At 63.8% G+C, this 15,373-nt stretch carries 15 protein-coding genes; 14 read left to right on the top strand and 1 reads right to left on the bottom strand.

Annotated elements, in window-relative coordinates:
• Positions 1–88: 88 nt before the first annotated feature.
• The 12 genes from IPL79_11540 (at position 89) to IPL79_11485 (ending at position 14,225) form a co-directional block, all read left to right on the top strand.
• On the top strand, positions 89–3,787 hold the full coding sequence (locus tag IPL79_11540; protein MBK9071617.1) for a hypothetical protein: 3,699 nt from the start codon (positions 89–91) through the stop codon (positions 3,785–3,787).
• Complete coding sequence (locus IPL79_11535) at positions 3,771–4,514, top strand: YggS family pyridoxal phosphate-dependent enzyme (protein MBK9071616.1); 744 nt, start codon at positions 3,771–3,773, stop codon at positions 4,512–4,514. Before IPL79_11540 ends, IPL79_11535 begins: the two co-directional genes overlap by 17 nt.
• 7 nt (positions 4,515–4,521) lie before the next feature.
• Entirely contained in the window at positions 4,522–5,904 is a 1,383-nt protein-coding gene (locus tag IPL79_11530; protein ID MBK9071615.1) for a prolyl oligopeptidase family serine peptidase, read from the top strand.
• A gap of 85 nt (positions 5,905–5,989) precedes the next feature.
• Positions 5,990–6,523 carry a hypothetical protein gene (locus IPL79_11525; protein ID MBK9071614.1) on the top strand — a complete coding sequence of 178 codons (534 nt, stop codon included), beginning with the start codon at positions 5,990–5,992 and terminating at the stop codon, positions 6,521–6,523.
• Entirely contained in the window at positions 6,523–7,821 is a 1,299-nt protein-coding gene (locus IPL79_11520) for a hypothetical protein (protein MBK9071613.1), read from the top strand. Before IPL79_11525 ends, IPL79_11520 begins: the two co-directional genes overlap by 1 nt.
• Before the next feature lie 76 nt (positions 7,822–7,897).
• The gene (ruvC, locus tag IPL79_11515; GenBank protein MBK9071612.1) at positions 7,898–8,443 is read left to right on the top strand and encodes a crossover junction endodeoxyribonuclease RuvC; all 546 of its coding nucleotides are present in this window, start codon (positions 7,898–7,900) and stop codon (positions 8,441–8,443) included.
• Positions 8,440–9,066: a Holliday junction branch migration protein RuvA gene (gene ruvA / locus IPL79_11510; protein MBK9071611.1), complete on the top strand. Its 627-nt coding sequence runs from the start codon at positions 8,440–8,442 to the stop codon at positions 9,064–9,066. Before ruvC ends, ruvA begins: the two co-directional genes overlap by 4 nt.
• 11 nt (positions 9,067–9,077) lie before the next feature.
• A complete protein-coding gene (gene ruvB, locus IPL79_11505; GenBank protein ID MBK9071610.1) occupies positions 9,078–10,220 on the top strand; it encodes a Holliday junction branch migration DNA helicase RuvB in 1,143 nt (380 codons plus the stop codon).
• Positions 10,221–10,318: 98 nt separating this feature from the next.
• Positions 10,319–11,875: an aldehyde dehydrogenase family protein gene (locus tag IPL79_11500; GenBank protein ID MBK9071609.1), complete on the top strand. Its 1,557-nt coding sequence runs from the start codon at positions 10,319–10,321 to the stop codon at positions 11,873–11,875.
• Positions 11,872–13,257 (top strand): GMC family oxidoreductase, encoded by a 1,386-nt coding sequence (locus IPL79_11495; protein MBK9071608.1) that lies wholly within the window; start codon positions 11,872–11,874, stop codon positions 13,255–13,257. The genes IPL79_11500 and IPL79_11495 overlap by 4 nt, the downstream gene beginning before the upstream one ends.
• A 20-nt stretch (positions 13,258–13,277) precedes the next feature.
• The gene (locus IPL79_11490; GenBank protein ID MBK9071607.1) at positions 13,278–13,670 is read left to right on the top strand and encodes a hypothetical protein; all 393 of its coding nucleotides are present in this window, start codon (positions 13,278–13,280) and stop codon (positions 13,668–13,670) included.
• 6 nt (positions 13,671–13,676) lie between these two features.
• Entirely contained in the window at positions 13,677–14,225 is a 549-nt protein-coding gene (locus IPL79_11485; GenBank protein ID MBK9071606.1) for a GNAT family N-acetyltransferase, read from the top strand.
• 23 nt (positions 14,226–14,248) lie between these two features.
• Here the strand turns inward: IPL79_11485 and IPL79_11480 are convergent, their stop codons facing one another.
• Entirely contained in the window at positions 14,249–14,674 is a 426-nt protein-coding gene (locus IPL79_11480) for a VOC family protein (protein MBK9071605.1), read from the bottom strand.
• 104 nt (positions 14,675–14,778) lie between these two features.
• Here IPL79_11480 and IPL79_11475 point away from each other — a divergent pair, with 104 nt between their 5' ends.
• The gene (locus IPL79_11475; GenBank protein MBK9071604.1) at positions 14,779–15,024 is read left to right on the top strand and encodes a toxin HicA; all 246 of its coding nucleotides are present in this window, start codon (positions 14,779–14,781) and stop codon (positions 15,022–15,024) included.
• Positions 15,021–15,356, top strand: coding sequence for a toxin-antitoxin system HicB family antitoxin (locus IPL79_11470; protein ID MBK9071603.1), 336 nt, complete (start codon positions 15,021–15,023; stop codon positions 15,354–15,356). Before IPL79_11475 ends, IPL79_11470 begins: the two co-directional genes overlap by 4 nt.
• The last annotated feature ends 17 nt before the right edge of the window (positions 15,357–15,373 follow it).

Genomic DNA, 15,373 nt, shown 5'->3' with positions numbered 1-15,373 from the left:
GTGTGGCACGAGCGCGGGTTTATTCAAGAAAAACCCGCCCCTCAAGTAGCACGTGGCTGGCGCGGGTCTGTATCCTTATGGCTCGTCCATGCCTCCAGCGCCATATCCTCACCGCGTGTGCGTGCTGCCGAGCTTAATAGTCGGGACCGACGGCACGAGCAAGCTCGAAGGACCCATCGCCGAATTCGCGGCGCGCGTGCTCGGCCATTTGATGTGCAATGCGCTCGTGGCGCACCCGGTCTGCGCGGTGTTTGACGCCAGCGACGAGCCGTGGACCGACCCCTCGGGGCAGTTGCTCAACGCGCGCCATGCGGATTTTGATGACGTCGGGCAGTGGCACTTTCAGGTCAATCGGCGGCACGAGCTGCTTTGGCTTGAGTGGCCCTTAGGTAGCGACGCGGTGCGGCTGCATAGCCGAAGGCCGGTCGCCGGCAAACAAGTATTCGCGGGCGAGGCGCCCTCGCTAGCGGCATCGCTCAACTTGGCCCTGAGCGCATGGCTCGATGCGCGCCATCTCAGCGAAACGCCCCAGCTTCACGAGTTTTCCGGCAAGCAGCTCGTCGATGCCACGACCGAGCTAGCGACGGCAAAATCCGCCAGCTCGCTGCCGTCCCAACTCCAGGCGGTGACGCCGTATAGCGCGTTGGCAACGCCCCTAGCGACGGCGTGCTTGCAGGCGCTCGCCCAGCTACGCGCTGATTGGCGCGACGCATGCTTCGCCGCCACGTTGCGTCGCGATCCGACCCATGTCGCTGCGCGCTACCACGATTTTTTGCTAGGCCTGCGGACGGGCGCCACCAACCGCCGGGAAATCTTCTCGGTCATCGAGGACGCGCCGATGTACGGCAAGGCGCATCTCGCCGTGTGGGGCGAGGCCTTTGCGGCGGCCAATAAGCATGGCCTATCGCTTGGCCTTAGGCATCAAGGCGTCGCCGCCAGCTTGCTGCCAGCTAATCCCGTGGCGCTGCACAATTATGCCACTGAGCTGGCCCGCCAAGGTCGCTACGAAGAGGCCTTCCGATGGGCTCAGCGCGCGGCCGAGGTGTCGCCGACCTATTTCGCCGCGCACCTGGACTGCGTGCGCTTTGCGCTGCGGAGCGGCCGCCCTGGGCACGCGCTCGCCGAGGCGCAGTTTCGCTACGGCGACGTGCTCGAAGGCTTACAAAGCGCCGCCGGCAAACAGTTCGATGCGCAAGCCAAGTTTCGCGCGGGGATGTTGCTCGCCGAAGCCATGATGGGTGCCGGTCGTTACGACGAGGCCGTTGCGCGGGCACGGAGCGTCCTGGCCGACATGCCCGCCGACTTGCAGCCACAGTTTGCCGAGGAGAGCGCCATGGTGACGCGGTGGACGAGCGACCTCGCCGTCGTCGCGCACGCCGATTTGCGCGCGGCGCATGTGCGCGGAGACCTCGCGATGGCGGTGCGGATTCATTCGATCGCCGCCGCGACCAATGCACGTGATGCGGCCATCGCGGTGGAAGCCTTGTTGCTCGTGGGCCGCGAAGATCAAGCCCTGGTTTGCGGCGAGGTGTTTCTGGCGAAGTTTGGCAGCGAAGACGAGGCCTTGGCGCTCATCGTCGCCAAGCTACACCTGCTGCGCGGCGAATTGGCACGCGCCGTTGATCTGATCCAGGCCGTGGAATTGCGGCGGCCCAACAGCCGGCGCGATGCGGAGATCAATCGCTTGTGGCGCCTCGCGGCCATCCGCGACCCCAAAGAATGGGACGACGTCTTGCGTCGGCTGCTTGGCACGGCGGCGCTGCGGCGCGCCCAAATGTTGGCGCGCGATTTGGCCGATTTTGTGCCCGGCGTCGATGCCGCGCTTATTGAGACGGCCCTCGGCGCACGCCCGATGTTTAGCGTCGATCCGGCGTGGTTTGCCGGCCTGCGCGTCGCGATGCCAGATGCCGCGCAGCACATCGCCGCCATCGATGAACGCCTGGCCTTGCCAGTCGACGTCTCGCTCGCCGCGGCCGATCGCTTGGTGCAGGATTGGTGGAAGGCCTTGCCCTCGCGATCGCTCGGCCCCGCTCACGCGGCGGCGACGCTGTATGCGCTAGCGATTTCGTTGGCGCGCTATCTATCGCTTACCTCAGGCAAGCCAACGCCGCTGGCGGGCGCATATCGTCATATCGCGACCGAGGCGTTGCATTTGCTGCGGCGGGCGCGCTTTGAACTCGACGACTGGGGCGCACGTGGCTTGCTCGAGCTCATCGAGGCGTGCAAGCCGACGCAGGAATGGTTGCTCGATACGTGGCTCTTGCGCATCGAGCGCACGCTTGATCTAGAGGCCGCGCGGGGCGCGTTGCTCATCGAGCTCACGGCGGGCTTGCCTACGGTGGCATCGCTCTTGCGCGGCGATGAGCGCGCGGGCTGGGAGCTGCGCATGGCCGATGACTTGCGCACCGATGCTAGTGCGGGCGAGCCGGCCGCTTTCATGCTTGCGCGCTGCGCCCGTTCGCTCGAGGGTGGGTACTCGCTCGCCGCTTGGTCCGACATGCTTGGGTCACGCAATGACGCCGCCGCGCTTGATGTGCATTGGTTGGCCGCGACCGCGAGCAATGCGCCGGGCCCGTGGCTGCACCTAATGCGGGCGCTGTCGCGCTCGGGGCTGCCCAAGATTCATACCGCGGTCGTGAGCGCCGCGATCAACGCGCTTGAGTTAGTGCCGGTTGTCGCGCGCGAAGCGCTCGCGGCCGACATTGCCGAGGCGTGGCCAGCAACCGGCGTGCCGCATCACCGCGACGCGGCGACGACGTTTGCGCGCGAGGCCGAAACGGCCGGCGACGCCGCCTCGGCCATCTTGGCCTTGCGTTGGGTCCTCGCCTGCGATCCCACCGACAAGATCGCGCGGCAAACGCTGACGGCGCTCTATTTGCGCGAGGGCCAGCTCATCCGCGCGGCGCGGCATGCCATCGCGATCTGCGAAGCCGATGCGCCGTGGGTGATCGATTTGTATCGCGAGCTTGGCCACCACGCCGAGCTCGTGGCCTTGCTATGGGCGCGGTTGCCGGCGGCGACGACGGTGGCCGACGTCATGCCGTTGATTGAGGCCGCTCAGCTCGCGGGCGACCCCGACGTGGCGATCATCGCGTGCGAGCGCGCGTTGGCGCTCGGTGGCGAAGCCGACGTCGCCGTGCTCTTCGCGCATGCACGCGCCCTCATCGACGTCGGCGAGTGGCAGCGCGCGCACGTGGCAACCACGCGCCTCATCGCAAGCCTTGGCAGCGGCCAGAGCGAGGCGCTCCGCCGGGCGCAACGCCTGTTGGCCCACGCGCTCGCTGGGCTATCGCGATTTGAGGACGCGCAGGAGCCAATCGAGGCGGCGATCGAAAACTGTCCGCCAGGCGATGCCTTGCCAGATTACCTCGAAGTCTTGCGCCTGGTGCAGTCGCGGCAGGTTCCGGAATCGGCGTCGACTAAGTGGGTGATCGAACGTCGCGCCTATTCTAACTTGCTTCGCGGCGGGCGCAAGCGCGTGCAAGATTTGGCCGCCTCGGGTAATTCGTGGGCGCTGTTTCGCGCGGCCTTGGCGGCGACCCTGTATCGCAGCCCGGAGGAAGGCAGCCTGCCGGTGACCTCGGCGGCCTTGCATGCCGCCAAGATGGTGCTCGAACGCTCGGCGGGCACGACGCATCGCGATGGCGTGTTGTGTCGGCTCGATGCGCTGCTGCTACGCGATCAGGCCTATCTTCATATCGACGTCGCGCCGCCGGTGGCTGCGTCGGTGGACGACGCGGTGGTGCATCACCGACTTGGAACCGGTTTGCATGTCGGCCATCGCTGAGCGCTTGGTGGCGATCGAAGCGCGCATCGTAAACGCGTGCGTGCGGGCGGGGCGGCCACGGCAAAGCGTTACCTGCATCGCGGTGTCTAAGCTGCAGCCGATCGCGGCGCTGGCCGAGGTCGCCCTGGCGGGGCAGCGTGACTTCGGCGAAAACTACGCACAAGAGCTCGCGGAAAAACAGGTAAGCCTCGCGGCGCTCGCGGGCGCGGAAGCGGCCGAGCGTGTGCGCTGGCACTATATTGGCAGCCTGCAGCGAAACAAGGCGGGCCTCATCGCGGGCAAGGTGGCATTGGTGCATGCGGTGGATTCGCTGGCCTTGGCCCAGGCGCTCGACCGCAGGGCGGCGATCGTCGGCGCGACGCAGCCCATCTTGATCGCGGTGAACCTCGGCGGTGAGACGAGCAAATCCGGCGTGGCGGCAGAGGCGCTCGCGGCCTTGCTAGAGGCCGTGCAAGAGTTGGCGCACGTGCGCGTCGATGGCCTCATGACCATGCCGCCACCCGCGCCGCTCCCCGAGGCCAACCGCGCGTATTTCGCACAATTGCGCCAACTGCGCGACGCCCATGCCTCGGCGGCGAGGCCGCTGCCCGCCCTGTCGATGGGGATGAGCGATGACTTTGAGGTTGCCATCGAAGAGGGCGCCACCCACGTTCGCATTGGCTCCGCCATCTTTGGCGCCCGGCCCCAGCAAATCACGATTGCGCCAACCTCGCCAACGCTGGCATAGTGCCGCCATGCGCGCGAGCTTGTTGGTGCTGCCTTGGCTCGTAACCGTTGCCGCCTGTTCGTCCTGCGCACCGGCCGACGGGGGCGCACCTAGCGATGCCGCGCCCACGCCCGACGCGCCCCCGGTCAATCTCGATCCTGAACGCCTCATCTCGGATGTGGATGAGTGCCCGGCTGGCTACGTCGATACGGCGCCAGTCGCGGGTCTTAACAGTAATTTCCTCGTCGCGGGGCAGGAGCGATCATTCGTTATGATGGCGCCGCCAACGACCTATGCCGGGCCGCGGCCCTTGTTTGTTGGGTTTAACGGGACGAGCGAAAACGGCACCAAATTCGCCAATCGCGCGGATTTGGCGGATTTCGCCGCGGCCGGCTTTTTCGTGCTCGCGCCGTCAAGCATCGGCAATGGCATGTTCTGGCCGATTTGGGATGGTATGCGGCCACCAGGCGCTGAGGGCGGCGCCAACAAAGATTTGGCCTACTTCGATACGTTGGTCGCATGCGTCGCCGCTCACTATGAGGTCGACAAAAAGCGCATCTTTGTCGGGGGCCATTCGGCGGGCGGCATTTTTACTAATAAGGTGCTGCGCGCGCGCTCGTCGCTGATCGCGGGGGCCATCGTCGGTTCGGGCGTGTTTGACCTAACCAGCGACGGCACCGACGCGACGCCATCACCGCTGCTCGCAATCGTCACGTGGGGTGGCGACAACGATCGCTATGCCGGCACCACCCCTGGCGGTATCACGGTACCGGATTTTACGTTTGTTGAGCAGGCGGCGCGCGCGTCGCAATACTATGCGAGTGCGCCTGGCATGACGCACGTCGCTTGCCGCGGCGATGATCTTGGTCACGCATGGTTGCCTGTCAACGCTTGGTTCATCGAGGCCTTGCTGTCGCATCCAAAGGGCGCGCCGGCCCAAACGCCGCTGCCCGAATTACCGTCGGGCGGGGCCGTGACATGCTCGCAGGCGCCATACGAGCTGGCGCCCTTGCCCAATGTGGCGTGTGGCACGTCGTCGGTGGCGGGTTGCCAAGCAGCCTGTCAATTGATGGCCGATTGCGTCGTCGAGAACGTCACGGTTGGCACCGTCATGAAAGATCAATGGCTTGACCTTGGGTTTACGTCGACGACTTGTGGAGGCTGCATCGCGCAGTGCGGTCAGGTCGCGGCGACGAACGCCAACGCCGAGGTGCTGGCCTGTTTTGCGCAAGCCGAGGCGAGCGCTCAGTGCGGCCCGGGCATTGAAGGCGCGCTGCCCTTCATGGGCGCCGTCGATGCTTGCTGTGACGGGCGCGGTGATTCTTCGTTTTGCGTAAGCATCTGCGCGGAATTTAGTGAAAACGAGGCAGCCTCAGGCTTCTTTCCCGTGTGCGCCGAAATTGCGCCTTAGGGCGGGTGGGCTGCATGGCTACCGCGGTAGCCGGCGCGCAAAAAATTCGCGCTGACAAGCTGCTGGGTTCATGGCATAACGCGCCATGCAAAAAATTGCTCCAAGCCTGACCTCTCCGTGGCTGGCGTTGGCGGTTGGCGTGGCCGCATGTGCTTCGCCTGCCGCACCGCCGCCGCATCCAAATGCCACGGCGGTAACCGCGCCAGCGCCAGCGACGCCCACGTCCGGCGCGGTGGCTGCGCACCCGTCGCATGCTAGCGCACCCAAAATGGCTGCGCCGATTTCGTTGGCGATCGCACAGCGTGAGCTTGCCGCGGCGTCCTACGAACTCACGTTAACCGCGACGCTGAGCGCAGATGTCGATGACCTGTCGCTGCGCCTCGACAAAAAGACCCAGACCTTCGGCGCGCACCGCAAGGGCGACGTTTTAACAATGACGACCACGGTCGATGTTGCGCCTGGACAGGGCATGGACGCCATCGGCGGCGCGACGCTCATGCTGGGCGCACGTAAGCTTACCGCCGCGATCGCGCAGCGTGTTGGCACGCCGGCCAAGCAGCCCGCGGCCACGGTTGTCGACGTACCCGGCATTGGCCAAGTCAGTGGAGGCAAACAGTGATGCGCGCCCTCTCGGTGGTTGGTTTCGCAGGCCTCATCGCCTTGTCTTCCGCGTGCGGAAACGACACCGATGCCCAGACATGCGCCTCGCTCGGCGTGCCGCAGACCGGCACCTGCTGGGACGATTTGCTCTACACGTGCTCGGAGAGCGGCATCGTGAGCACCCAGGAGTGCGCCGACGCGTGCCTCATTCGCGACAACGCCACCGCGGCCTGTTATGAGTTGCCGGACGGCACCTCGTTGGTTAAGGGCACGGTCTCTTACGAAGATCGCGCGCCGTTGGTGAGCGGCGGGCTGGGCGCAGTGCAACTGCTACCCGTCCGCGGCGCAACCGTATCGGTGGTTACGACCAACGGCAACCAGGTGTTGTCGACGCGCTCGGTAAGCGAGATTGGCAGCTTCGCGATCGACTACGTGCCAACTCCAGGGCAGTCCGTCTACGTCTTGGTGGCTACCGCCTCGAGCAGCCCCACACGCACCGGCAGGGTGGTGAATTCCTCCGGCCAAGTGCATGGGCTGCAGTCCGATCCAATCGTCGATCAAGGCGTCGCCGAAATAACGATGGTCGCAACGCAGGCAGGTTCGGGACGGGCGTTTAACGTGTTCGACCAAGCCGTCGCGGCCGCCGATTTTATCCATGGGACGATGAACGAGCCGACGATCAAGCCGTTTTCGATCCGGTGGTACATCGGCTCTAATGACGGCTCGTACTACGACGGCAGCAGCATTCACTTGCTCGGCAACTCGGGCGACGACGACGGCTACGACGACACGGTGATCATGCATGAGATTGGGCACTACATGTCCGATAACTACGCGGTCGACGATTCGCCTGGCGGCGCGCATGACGGCTCACCCACCACGCCATCGCTCGCCTGGGGCGAGGGGTTTGCGACCTACTTTAATATGGCGGTGCGCGGCGAGCCGATTTACACCGATTCCAACGCGCAGGGCGGCTTTGGCGACGATCTCGACAGCAGCGTGACCAAGGTGCCGGCAGGCGGCGTCAACACGCAAAATGTGTCAGAGAATATGATCGCGGAAATCCTCTGGGACGCCGGCGATGCCGACCGGCAGGATGCCAGCGATGACGATCCCGTGAAGAGCTTGGGCCATGCCGCGGTGTTGGCCGTGGCGCAGGGCTTTCGCATTAGTAATCCTGGCGCCGGCCGCTCTGGGATCGACTTGGCCGATTGGATCGCCACGGTGTTCACCTCGGGCGTGAGCAATTCTCATTGCTCGGGCCTGGCAGACATCATTCTCGGCGAGCGCTTGTTTCCGTTTCCGTACCAGTGCTAGCCAGCCGACCCGCGGCCTGCGAGGGAAGGATGCCGCCGCCGCGGCAAACGTCACAGCGCTGCGGTATGATGGCCAGGTGCGCATTTTGGGCATCGACCCGGGCAGCCGGTTTTGCGGCTATGGCGTAATAGAGCTCCATGGCAGCGCCTTGCGCTACGTCGAATGCGGCGTGCTCACGGCGCCAGTGCATTTAGCGATGGAGGTGCGCATAGGCCTCATCGCATCGCAACTAAATGAGCTGCTTGGTGAATTGCGCCCCGCGGTGGCGGCGATGGAGGATGTCTTTGCCAAGGTCAATGTGCGCAGCGCGCTGGCCTTAGCACAGGCCCGCGGCATGGCGCTGGCGGCGCTCGGCATCGCGCAGATATCCGTGACGGCCTATGCGCCGGCGTTGGTGAAAAAAACGGTAACCGGGTCCGGGCGCGCGGACAAAGATCAGGTTGGCAAAATGGTGCAGATGTTGCTCGGCATGAAGCGGGTGCCATCGGCGGATGCGGCTGATGCCCTGGCAGTGGCGATAGCCCACGCGCGCGTCGCAATGCCTGCCAGTCAAGGCACGGGTCGCGCCAAACTCGCCAGCGCGGTGGTCGCGCCCGTGGCCGCCAGAGGAGGCGTAAGGTGATTGGTAGACTCGCAGGCACCTTGATTGAGCGCGATGGCATGGAAGTCATCGTGGATTGCGGTGGCGTCGGCTACGAGGTGACGTGCTCGGCCTACACGTTGGCGTCATTGCCGGCGGTCGGCGAACGCGTCGTGTTGCGGGTGTTTACGCAGGCTACGGAAAACAAGGTGGCCTTGTTTGGCTTCGGCGACGCGGGCGAGCGCACGCTGTTTGATTTGCTGATCACGGTCAAAAACGTCGGCCCGAGCTCGGCGATGGCGATTTTGTCGGGCGGACATTCGCCAAGCGGCATTGCGGATCTCATCGCGCGGGGCGATTTGGCGGGGCTTACGCGCATTAAGGGCGTCGGCAAAAAGACCGCGGAAATGCTGATTGTGGAGTTGCGCGAGAAATGTGAGCAGCTCGGGCTGGCGCTCACAGCGGGCGGGGCGATGCGCATGGTGGTGTCGCCGGCGGTGGTGCGGCCACATCGGCACCCGCTGTTGCAGGAAGTGGCCGATGCCTTGGGCAATCTGGGTTGGCGCCCGGTTGAGGTGGATAAGGCCGTGGCGGAGCTGCAGGTTGGCGAGAGTTCGCGCCTAGAAGAGCTGCTAAAGCAAGCGCTGCGATCGATGTCGCGGTAGGGTAGTGCACGATGGGCCGACGCAAACATAATGACGATGAAGGCAGCGGCACGGGCGTGCCTGCCGCAGCGTTGCCCGTGCAGCCAAGTGGTTCGCTAGGCGCCTTGGGTGCGGGCACGCGCGAAATCGCGCCGATCGAGAAATCCGGCGAGAAGGCGTGGCAGTCGGCGCTGCGGCCCAAGACGTTTGACGACTACATCGGCCAGCGCGACCTCATGGAAAACCTCAAGGTGTCGGTGCGGGCGGCGCGCGAGAACGGTTGGCCGCTCGATCACTTTTTGTTTGCCGGGCCGCCGGGCCTGGGCAAGACCACGTTGGCGCATGTCATCGCCAATGAAATGGGCGTCAACCTGCACGTCACCAGTGGGCCGGCCATCGACCACAAGGGCATGCTCGCGAGCTTGCTGACGTCGCTGGGCGAGGGCGATGCGCTGTTTATCGACGAGATTCATCGCCTTAATCCGATTGTCGAAGAAAATCTCTATCCCGCGATGGAGGATTTCAAGTTCGATTTGTTTATCGGCGATGGGCCGCATGCGAAGGCGGTGACGATGCATTTGCCACGCTTTACGCTGCTCGGCGCCACCACGCGCATGGGGCTCTTGTCGGCGCCGCTGCTCGACCGCTTCGGTTTTCACTGGCAGCTCCGTTATTATGACTTGGCCGACATGACGGCGATCGTGCGGCGGTCGGCGGCGCTGATTTCGATCGATATCAACGCCGAGGGGGCGGGGGAAATTGCGCGGCGCTCGCGCGGCACGCCGCGGATTGCCAATCGGCTGCTACGCCGGGTGCGCGATTTCGCCGCGGTTGCGGGCCAAGCGCAGATCGACGGCGAGCGCGCGGCCTATGCGCTCGACAAGCTGGCGGTCGACCACGCCGGCCTTGATACGCTTGATCGGTCGTACCTCGGCACCATCTGCGAGCGCTTTGACGGCGGTCCTGTTGGCGTTGAGGCGATTGCGGCGTCGCTGTCCGAGGAGCGCGGCACGCTGGAAGACGTGATCGAGCCATTTCTGCTCCAAGTGGGTTTTATTACCCGCACGCCGCGCGGCCGCATGGCGACCGTGGCCGGGTTTAACCACCTAGGCATTACCGCGCCGGCCTCGGTGCCGACCGGTGGCGCCTCGGCTGGCCAGCGCAAGCTATTCTAGGCTCTCCGCGCTGATCTGACATATTGCACGCCGGCGCCGAGTGGCGTAGATCGTGGGCTCGGGCGGCGCGGTAAGGCGGCGGCCCAGCAAAGGCGCCCATGAAGTTTGACGTGAAAAACCCCATCACCGGCGCGTCGATCTACCAGATCGAGGACGCCAGCGAGGCACAAGTCAGGGAGGCGTTTGCCAACGCCCGGCGGGCGCAGCCGACCATCGCGGCAATGAGCGTCGCGCAGCGGATCGAGGCGGTGATGGCGATCAATCGCTACGTGCTCGACAACCGCGAATCGATTTTAGATCGCATCATCGCCGAGACCGGCAAGAGCCGCTTTGATGCGTTTACCGCCGAAGTGTTCGAGGTATGCGACGTCATCGATCATTTTAAGAATGTTGCGCCCAAGGTGCTGGCGGACCAAAAAGTCCACACGCCCATTTTCTTGATGGGCAAAAAGTCGATGGTATGGCACGAGCCACTCGGCACGGTGCTGGTGATCGCGCCGTGGAACTTTCCGTTCTATCAGGGCATGGTGCCGGCGATCTTGGCTTTTTTGGCCGGCAATGCGGTCATCTTTAAGCCGTCGGAACTCACGCCGCTGCAAGGTCTGTGGGAAGACCTGATAGAAAAAACCAAGTTTCCCAAGCATGCGCTGCAGGTGGTCTACGGCGGCCGCGCCACCGGCGCCGCGCTGATTGCCGAGAAGCCAGGCAAGGTCCACTTCACGGGCAGCGTGCGGGCGGGACGCGAGATTGGCGTCGCCTGCGCCAAGGAATTGATTCCCGTCGATCTTGAGCTCGGCGGCAAAGACCCCGGCATCGTTTTTGACGACGTCGATGTCACGCGCACCGCCAATGGCATCATGTGGGGCGCGTTTACCAACGCCGGGCAATCGTGCACGTCGCTTGAGCGGCTGTACGTGCAAGATACGATTTATGACCGCCTGGTGCCGGAGCTGGTGCGGTTAACTAAGCAGCTGCGCACATCGCATGCAGATAGGCACACGCGCGACCCCGGCGATTGCGATATTGGCGCGATTACCTCGCCGGCGCAGATTTCGATCATCGAAGAACACATTGACGATGCCGTCGCGCGCGGCGCCAAGGTGCTTTGCGGCGGCGTGGCGCAGCGCGGCTCGGCGCACATGCTGCCAACAATTGTGGCGGATTGCGATCACAGCATGAAAATCGCCAGCGAAGAGACCTTTGGCCCGGTGCTCGCGGTGATGAAGTTCACCTCCGAAAATCAGGCCATCGCGCTCGCCAACGATTCGCCGTATGGCCTGGGCGCCTCGGTGTGGAGCCGGGATCTAGATCGCGCGGTGCGCGTGGCGCGGCAAATTGTCACCGGCAACGTCTCGATTAACAACCATATGATCACTGAGGCCAACCCGGCGCTGCCGTTTGGCGGCACTAAGCACAGCGGTATTGGCCGCTATAAGGGCGACTGGGGCCTCACCACGTTTTGCAACGTGAAGTCCGTGGTCATCGACAAGCAAAGCGAGACCATCGAGCCACACTGGTATCCCTTTACCAAGGCCAAGTACGCGCTGCTCACGAACGTCATGCTCAGCTATTTTGCCAAGCATCGCGACTGGGTGCGCTTTGCCGCCAGCGGGCTTAAGCTCGACAGCATCGGCAAGAAGGAGAAGTTGCCATGACGTACGACGTAATCGTGGTTGGCTCGGGCCCCGGTGGCGGGCCGCTCGCGCATCACCTGCACGCCAGCGGCGCCAAGGTGCTGCTGATCGAGGCCGGCAAGTTCTTTAAGAAAGACACCTTTCCTCGCACCGAGGCCGAAGGCTCGGCGCAGCTGTATTGGGGCGGCGGCATCGAGTTCGACAAGGACGCGCGCATGGGCTTTCTGCGTACGCGCATGGTCGGCGGCTCGTCGATTGTCTACCAAGCGCTCATGGATCGCTTCGACGACGTGGCATTCGACGATTGGCGCGCCCAGTCAGGCGTGCCGTGGTTTACCAGCCAGCACATGTCGCCCTACTACGACAAGGTCGAGGCGCGGCTCAAGTTGCACACCTTTAGCGCGGAGGAGCGCAATGACAATGCGCGCAAGTTTGTCGAGGCCTGCGACAAGCTCGGTTACAAGTGGAGCGCGCTGCGCCGCGGCCAGGGCGACTGCGCGCGCGAGCGCGGCAACGATTGCATCGCTTGCCTGAATGGCTGTCATCGCGACAGCAAGCAAAGCAGCAGTGTTGGCTGGGTGCAGGATGCGGTGGCGCGCGGCATGGCGATCGCCACCGAGACCGAGGTGGTGCAGGTGGTGCCGACGAAGGGCGACGTGACCGTGCATGCGCGGCGCCCGGACGGCAGCAAGATCGCGTATACGGGCAAGCGCGTGGTGCTCGCTGGCGGCGCCTTTGGCAGCACCAAGATGATGTTGCAAAGTGGCTTTAAGGCGGCGTTGCCAGCCGTGGGCAAATACTTCGCCTCGCACCCGCAGTTCATGTGGTTTGGTGTGTTTGACCATCCCGTCGACGCACACAAGGGCTACTTTCAGACCGTTGCCAGCAAGGACCCGAGCTTTCGCAAGCAGGGCTTTAAGCTCGAGAACGTGTTTGCTGGGCCCATCTCGATCGCCATGTTGTTTAAGGGCTATGGCCAGGCCCACATGGATTTTATGAAAAACTATCGCAACATGACCTGCATCGAGGTCGCGGTGCGCGACGAGAACGTCGGCGAGATTCGCTTGGCGCGCGGTGGCAAGCTCGAAGTTGAGAAGCCGCTGACTGATCAGGACAAGGCGCGGCGCGATAAGGGCCTTGAGGCCATTACCAATATCCTTACGCATGGCGGCGCCAAGCAGGTGGTCAAGGCGCCGATGTATTTCGGCCTGCACCTCATGGGCGGTTGCGTCATGGGCACAGATCCAAATACCTCGGTGGTCGGGCCCGATTTTCGCGTCCACGGCCACGATAATTTATTTATCTGCGACTCCAGCATTTACCCCAATGCGCCGGGCATCAACCCGTCGCTCACCATTTGCTCGTTGTCGCAAAAACTCGGCGAGCAGCTCGCGGCCAATTAGGGCGCTCAGGAGAAACCACCATGGCCAATAAATTCAGTGCCGCTGCCAAAAAAACATTGTGCCGGCTGGGCGACCTGATCATCCCAGGCGACCGCGATTTACACTCGTTCTCAGCCGCAGGCGGGATCGCCTACGTCGATCAGTACATCGCCGGCGCCCCCAAAGACGACATCATGGCGCTTAATGCCGCGCTGTCGGTGTTGTCGCTGGCGCCCAATATTGTGCTGGTGAAATTCATGGACGCCCTGGCAAGCTCGGACGCCAACGACACCCCGCTCGGCACGCCGCTGCGCCAGCTAAATCTCGCCATCCGCGGCCTGATTTTCTCGTGCTACTACAACGACAACGTCGGCGTGCCGGGCGCCCGCCCCATCGATGCCATTGGCTTCAACATCAAACGCGTCTATGATTAGCCGCTGATGGTCGAGGTTCCAGAGTCGCTTGAAACCCGCCGCTTTCACCTGCGCCCGCCGATGGGGGGCGACGAGCCCGGTTGGCTCGAGGCCATTAACGAAACGTGGGACGACCTCCACATGTGGATTCCGTGGGCGCGCACTCGGCCAACACTCGAGTGGCTCGCCGAGCGCGGCCGCACCGCACGCGACAACTTCGCGGCGCGCACCGACTTGGCATACCAAATTCGCGAAAAGGTCAGCGGCCGCATCGCCGGCGGTATTGGGCTGCATCGCCTCGACTGGGACGTGCCGCGCTTTGAAATCGGCTACTGGGTGCGCAAGTCGTTTCACCGCCAAGGCGTCGCGGCTGAGGTGACTGCGCACATGCGCGACGTGTGCTTCAATACCTTAGGCGCTCGCCGCGTCGAGATTCGCTGCAGCCACAACAATCTTGCCAGCCAACGCGTCGCGCTCGCCGCCGGCTTTCCCCTCGAGGCCACCCTGCGCAACCACATGCGCGAGTATTATAGTGGCGAGCTATGCGACACGCTGGTTTACGCCATCGTGAGGTGAACCGACCCGCTGATGTGCGGTACCTACCAGCTACCCGTATTGGGCATCAACGCCCACGGCTCGGTGGGTGGCAGGGCGTCGCCGGCCTGCAGCAGCTCGACGGAGATGTTGTCCGGACTACGGACAAATGCCATGTGGCCGTCGCGTGGCGGGCGGGCGATGATGACGCCCATGCCCTGCAGGCGTGCGCACACCGCATAGATATCGGGCACGGCAAACGCGACGTGGCCAAAGTTACGGCCTTCGCTGTAAGCCTCGGCCTGGTCCCAATTGTGCGTCAGCTCTAGCTGCGGCAAATCCGGCGCTGCCGATTCAGCGAGAAAGACCAGCGTAAACCGTCCCGCTGGCACGTCCCTGCGCCTCACCTCAACCAGCCCCAGGCCTTCGCAGAAAAACTGCAGCGCGGCGTCCAAATCGCGGACGCGAATCATGGTGTGAAGAAATTTCATGGCGCCGGAACGCTACCACGGTCCGCAGCCCCGCATGCGCCCGCGCTGGGGGCCGGCTACTATCGGGGCTTGGCAAGTGATATTAATAGTGATATCATAATGAGGTGAGCGACTATGCGCGAATTTTGGCCGCCATGCGCGAAGGCGCTGAGGTGTCATTTGCAGATCTGAAGAAAGTCTGCGATGCCTATTTCGGACAGAGTCGCGTGGTCGGGAGCCACCACATCTACAAGATGCCGTGGCCCGGTGATCCGCGGATCAACATTCAAAAAGACGGCAAGGCCGCCAAGCGCTACCAAGTTAAACAGGCGTTGCGCGCCATCGAAAAGCTAGAAGGAGAACGCAAATGAAGAAGGCTCTACAACAACTACCGTACGCGTATCGCGTGCACTGGTCCGAAGATGATCAAGCATGGGTTGGCACATGTCTAGAGTTCCCGTCGCTCAGCCATCTGGCCGCCAATGAAGACGCGGCGTTTGGCGGCATCCGCGCGCTGGTGCGGGCCATTGTTGCCGATATGCGCAAGCAAGGCGAGGCGCCGCCCTCGGGCCTCGCGACCCAAACCTACAAAGGGCATGTCAGCCTGCGCGTCACGCCCGACCGTCATCGCCAGCTCGCCATGGAGGCAGCGGAAAAACACGTGAGCCTCAACCGCCTCATCAACGATAAGCTAGCTGGCTAATTTTTGAGAGCCACGGT

This window comes from Myxococcales bacterium (genome assembly GCA_016716835.1).
Classification (GTDB): domain Bacteria; phylum Myxococcota_A; class Polyangia; order Haliangiales; family Haliangiaceae; genus JADJUW01.
The sequence above is the reverse complement of the archived record's forward strand: the minus strand, read 5'-3'. Positions and strand labels throughout refer to the sequence as shown.

Bases quoted from the DNA above. Each gene is read 5' to 3' on its own strand.
- IPL79_11540 (MBK9071617.1), top strand. From the start codon at position 89: ATGCCTCCAGCGCCATATCCTCACCGCGTGTGCGTGCTGCCGAGCTTA.
- IPL79_11535 (MBK9071616.1), top strand. From the start codon at position 3,771: ATGTCGGCCATCGCTGAGCGCTTGGTGGCGATCGAAGCGCGCATCGTA.
- IPL79_11530 (MBK9071615.1), top strand. From the start codon at position 4,522: ATGCGCGCGAGCTTGTTGGTGCTGCCTTGGCTCGTAACCGTTGCCGCC.
- IPL79_11525 (MBK9071614.1), top strand. From the start codon at position 5,990: ATGCAAAAAATTGCTCCAAGCCTGACCTCTCCGTGGCTGGCGTTGGCG.
- IPL79_11520 (MBK9071613.1), top strand. From the start codon at position 6,523: ATGCGCGCCCTCTCGGTGGTTGGTTTCGCAGGCCTCATCGCCTTGTCT.
- ruvB (MBK9071610.1), top strand. From the start codon at position 9,078: ATGGGCCGACGCAAACATAATGACGATGAAGGCAGCGGCACGGGCGTG.
- IPL79_11500 (MBK9071609.1), top strand. From the start codon at position 10,319: ATGAAGTTTGACGTGAAAAACCCCATCACCGGCGCGTCGATCTACCAG.
- IPL79_11495 (MBK9071608.1), top strand. From the start codon at position 11,872: ATGACGTACGACGTAATCGTGGTTGGCTCGGGCCCCGGTGGCGGGCCG.
- IPL79_11490 (MBK9071607.1), top strand. From the start codon at position 13,278: ATGGCCAATAAATTCAGTGCCGCTGCCAAAAAAACATTGTGCCGGCTG.
- IPL79_11485 (MBK9071606.1), top strand. From the start codon at position 13,677: ATGGTCGAGGTTCCAGAGTCGCTTGAAACCCGCCGCTTTCACCTGCGC.
- IPL79_11480 (MBK9071605.1), bottom strand. From the start codon at position 14,674: ATGAAATTTCTTCACACCATGATTCGCGTCCGCGATTTGGACGCCGCG.
- IPL79_11470 (MBK9071603.1), top strand. From the start codon at position 15,021: ATGAAGAAGGCTCTACAACAACTACCGTACGCGTATCGCGTGCACTGG.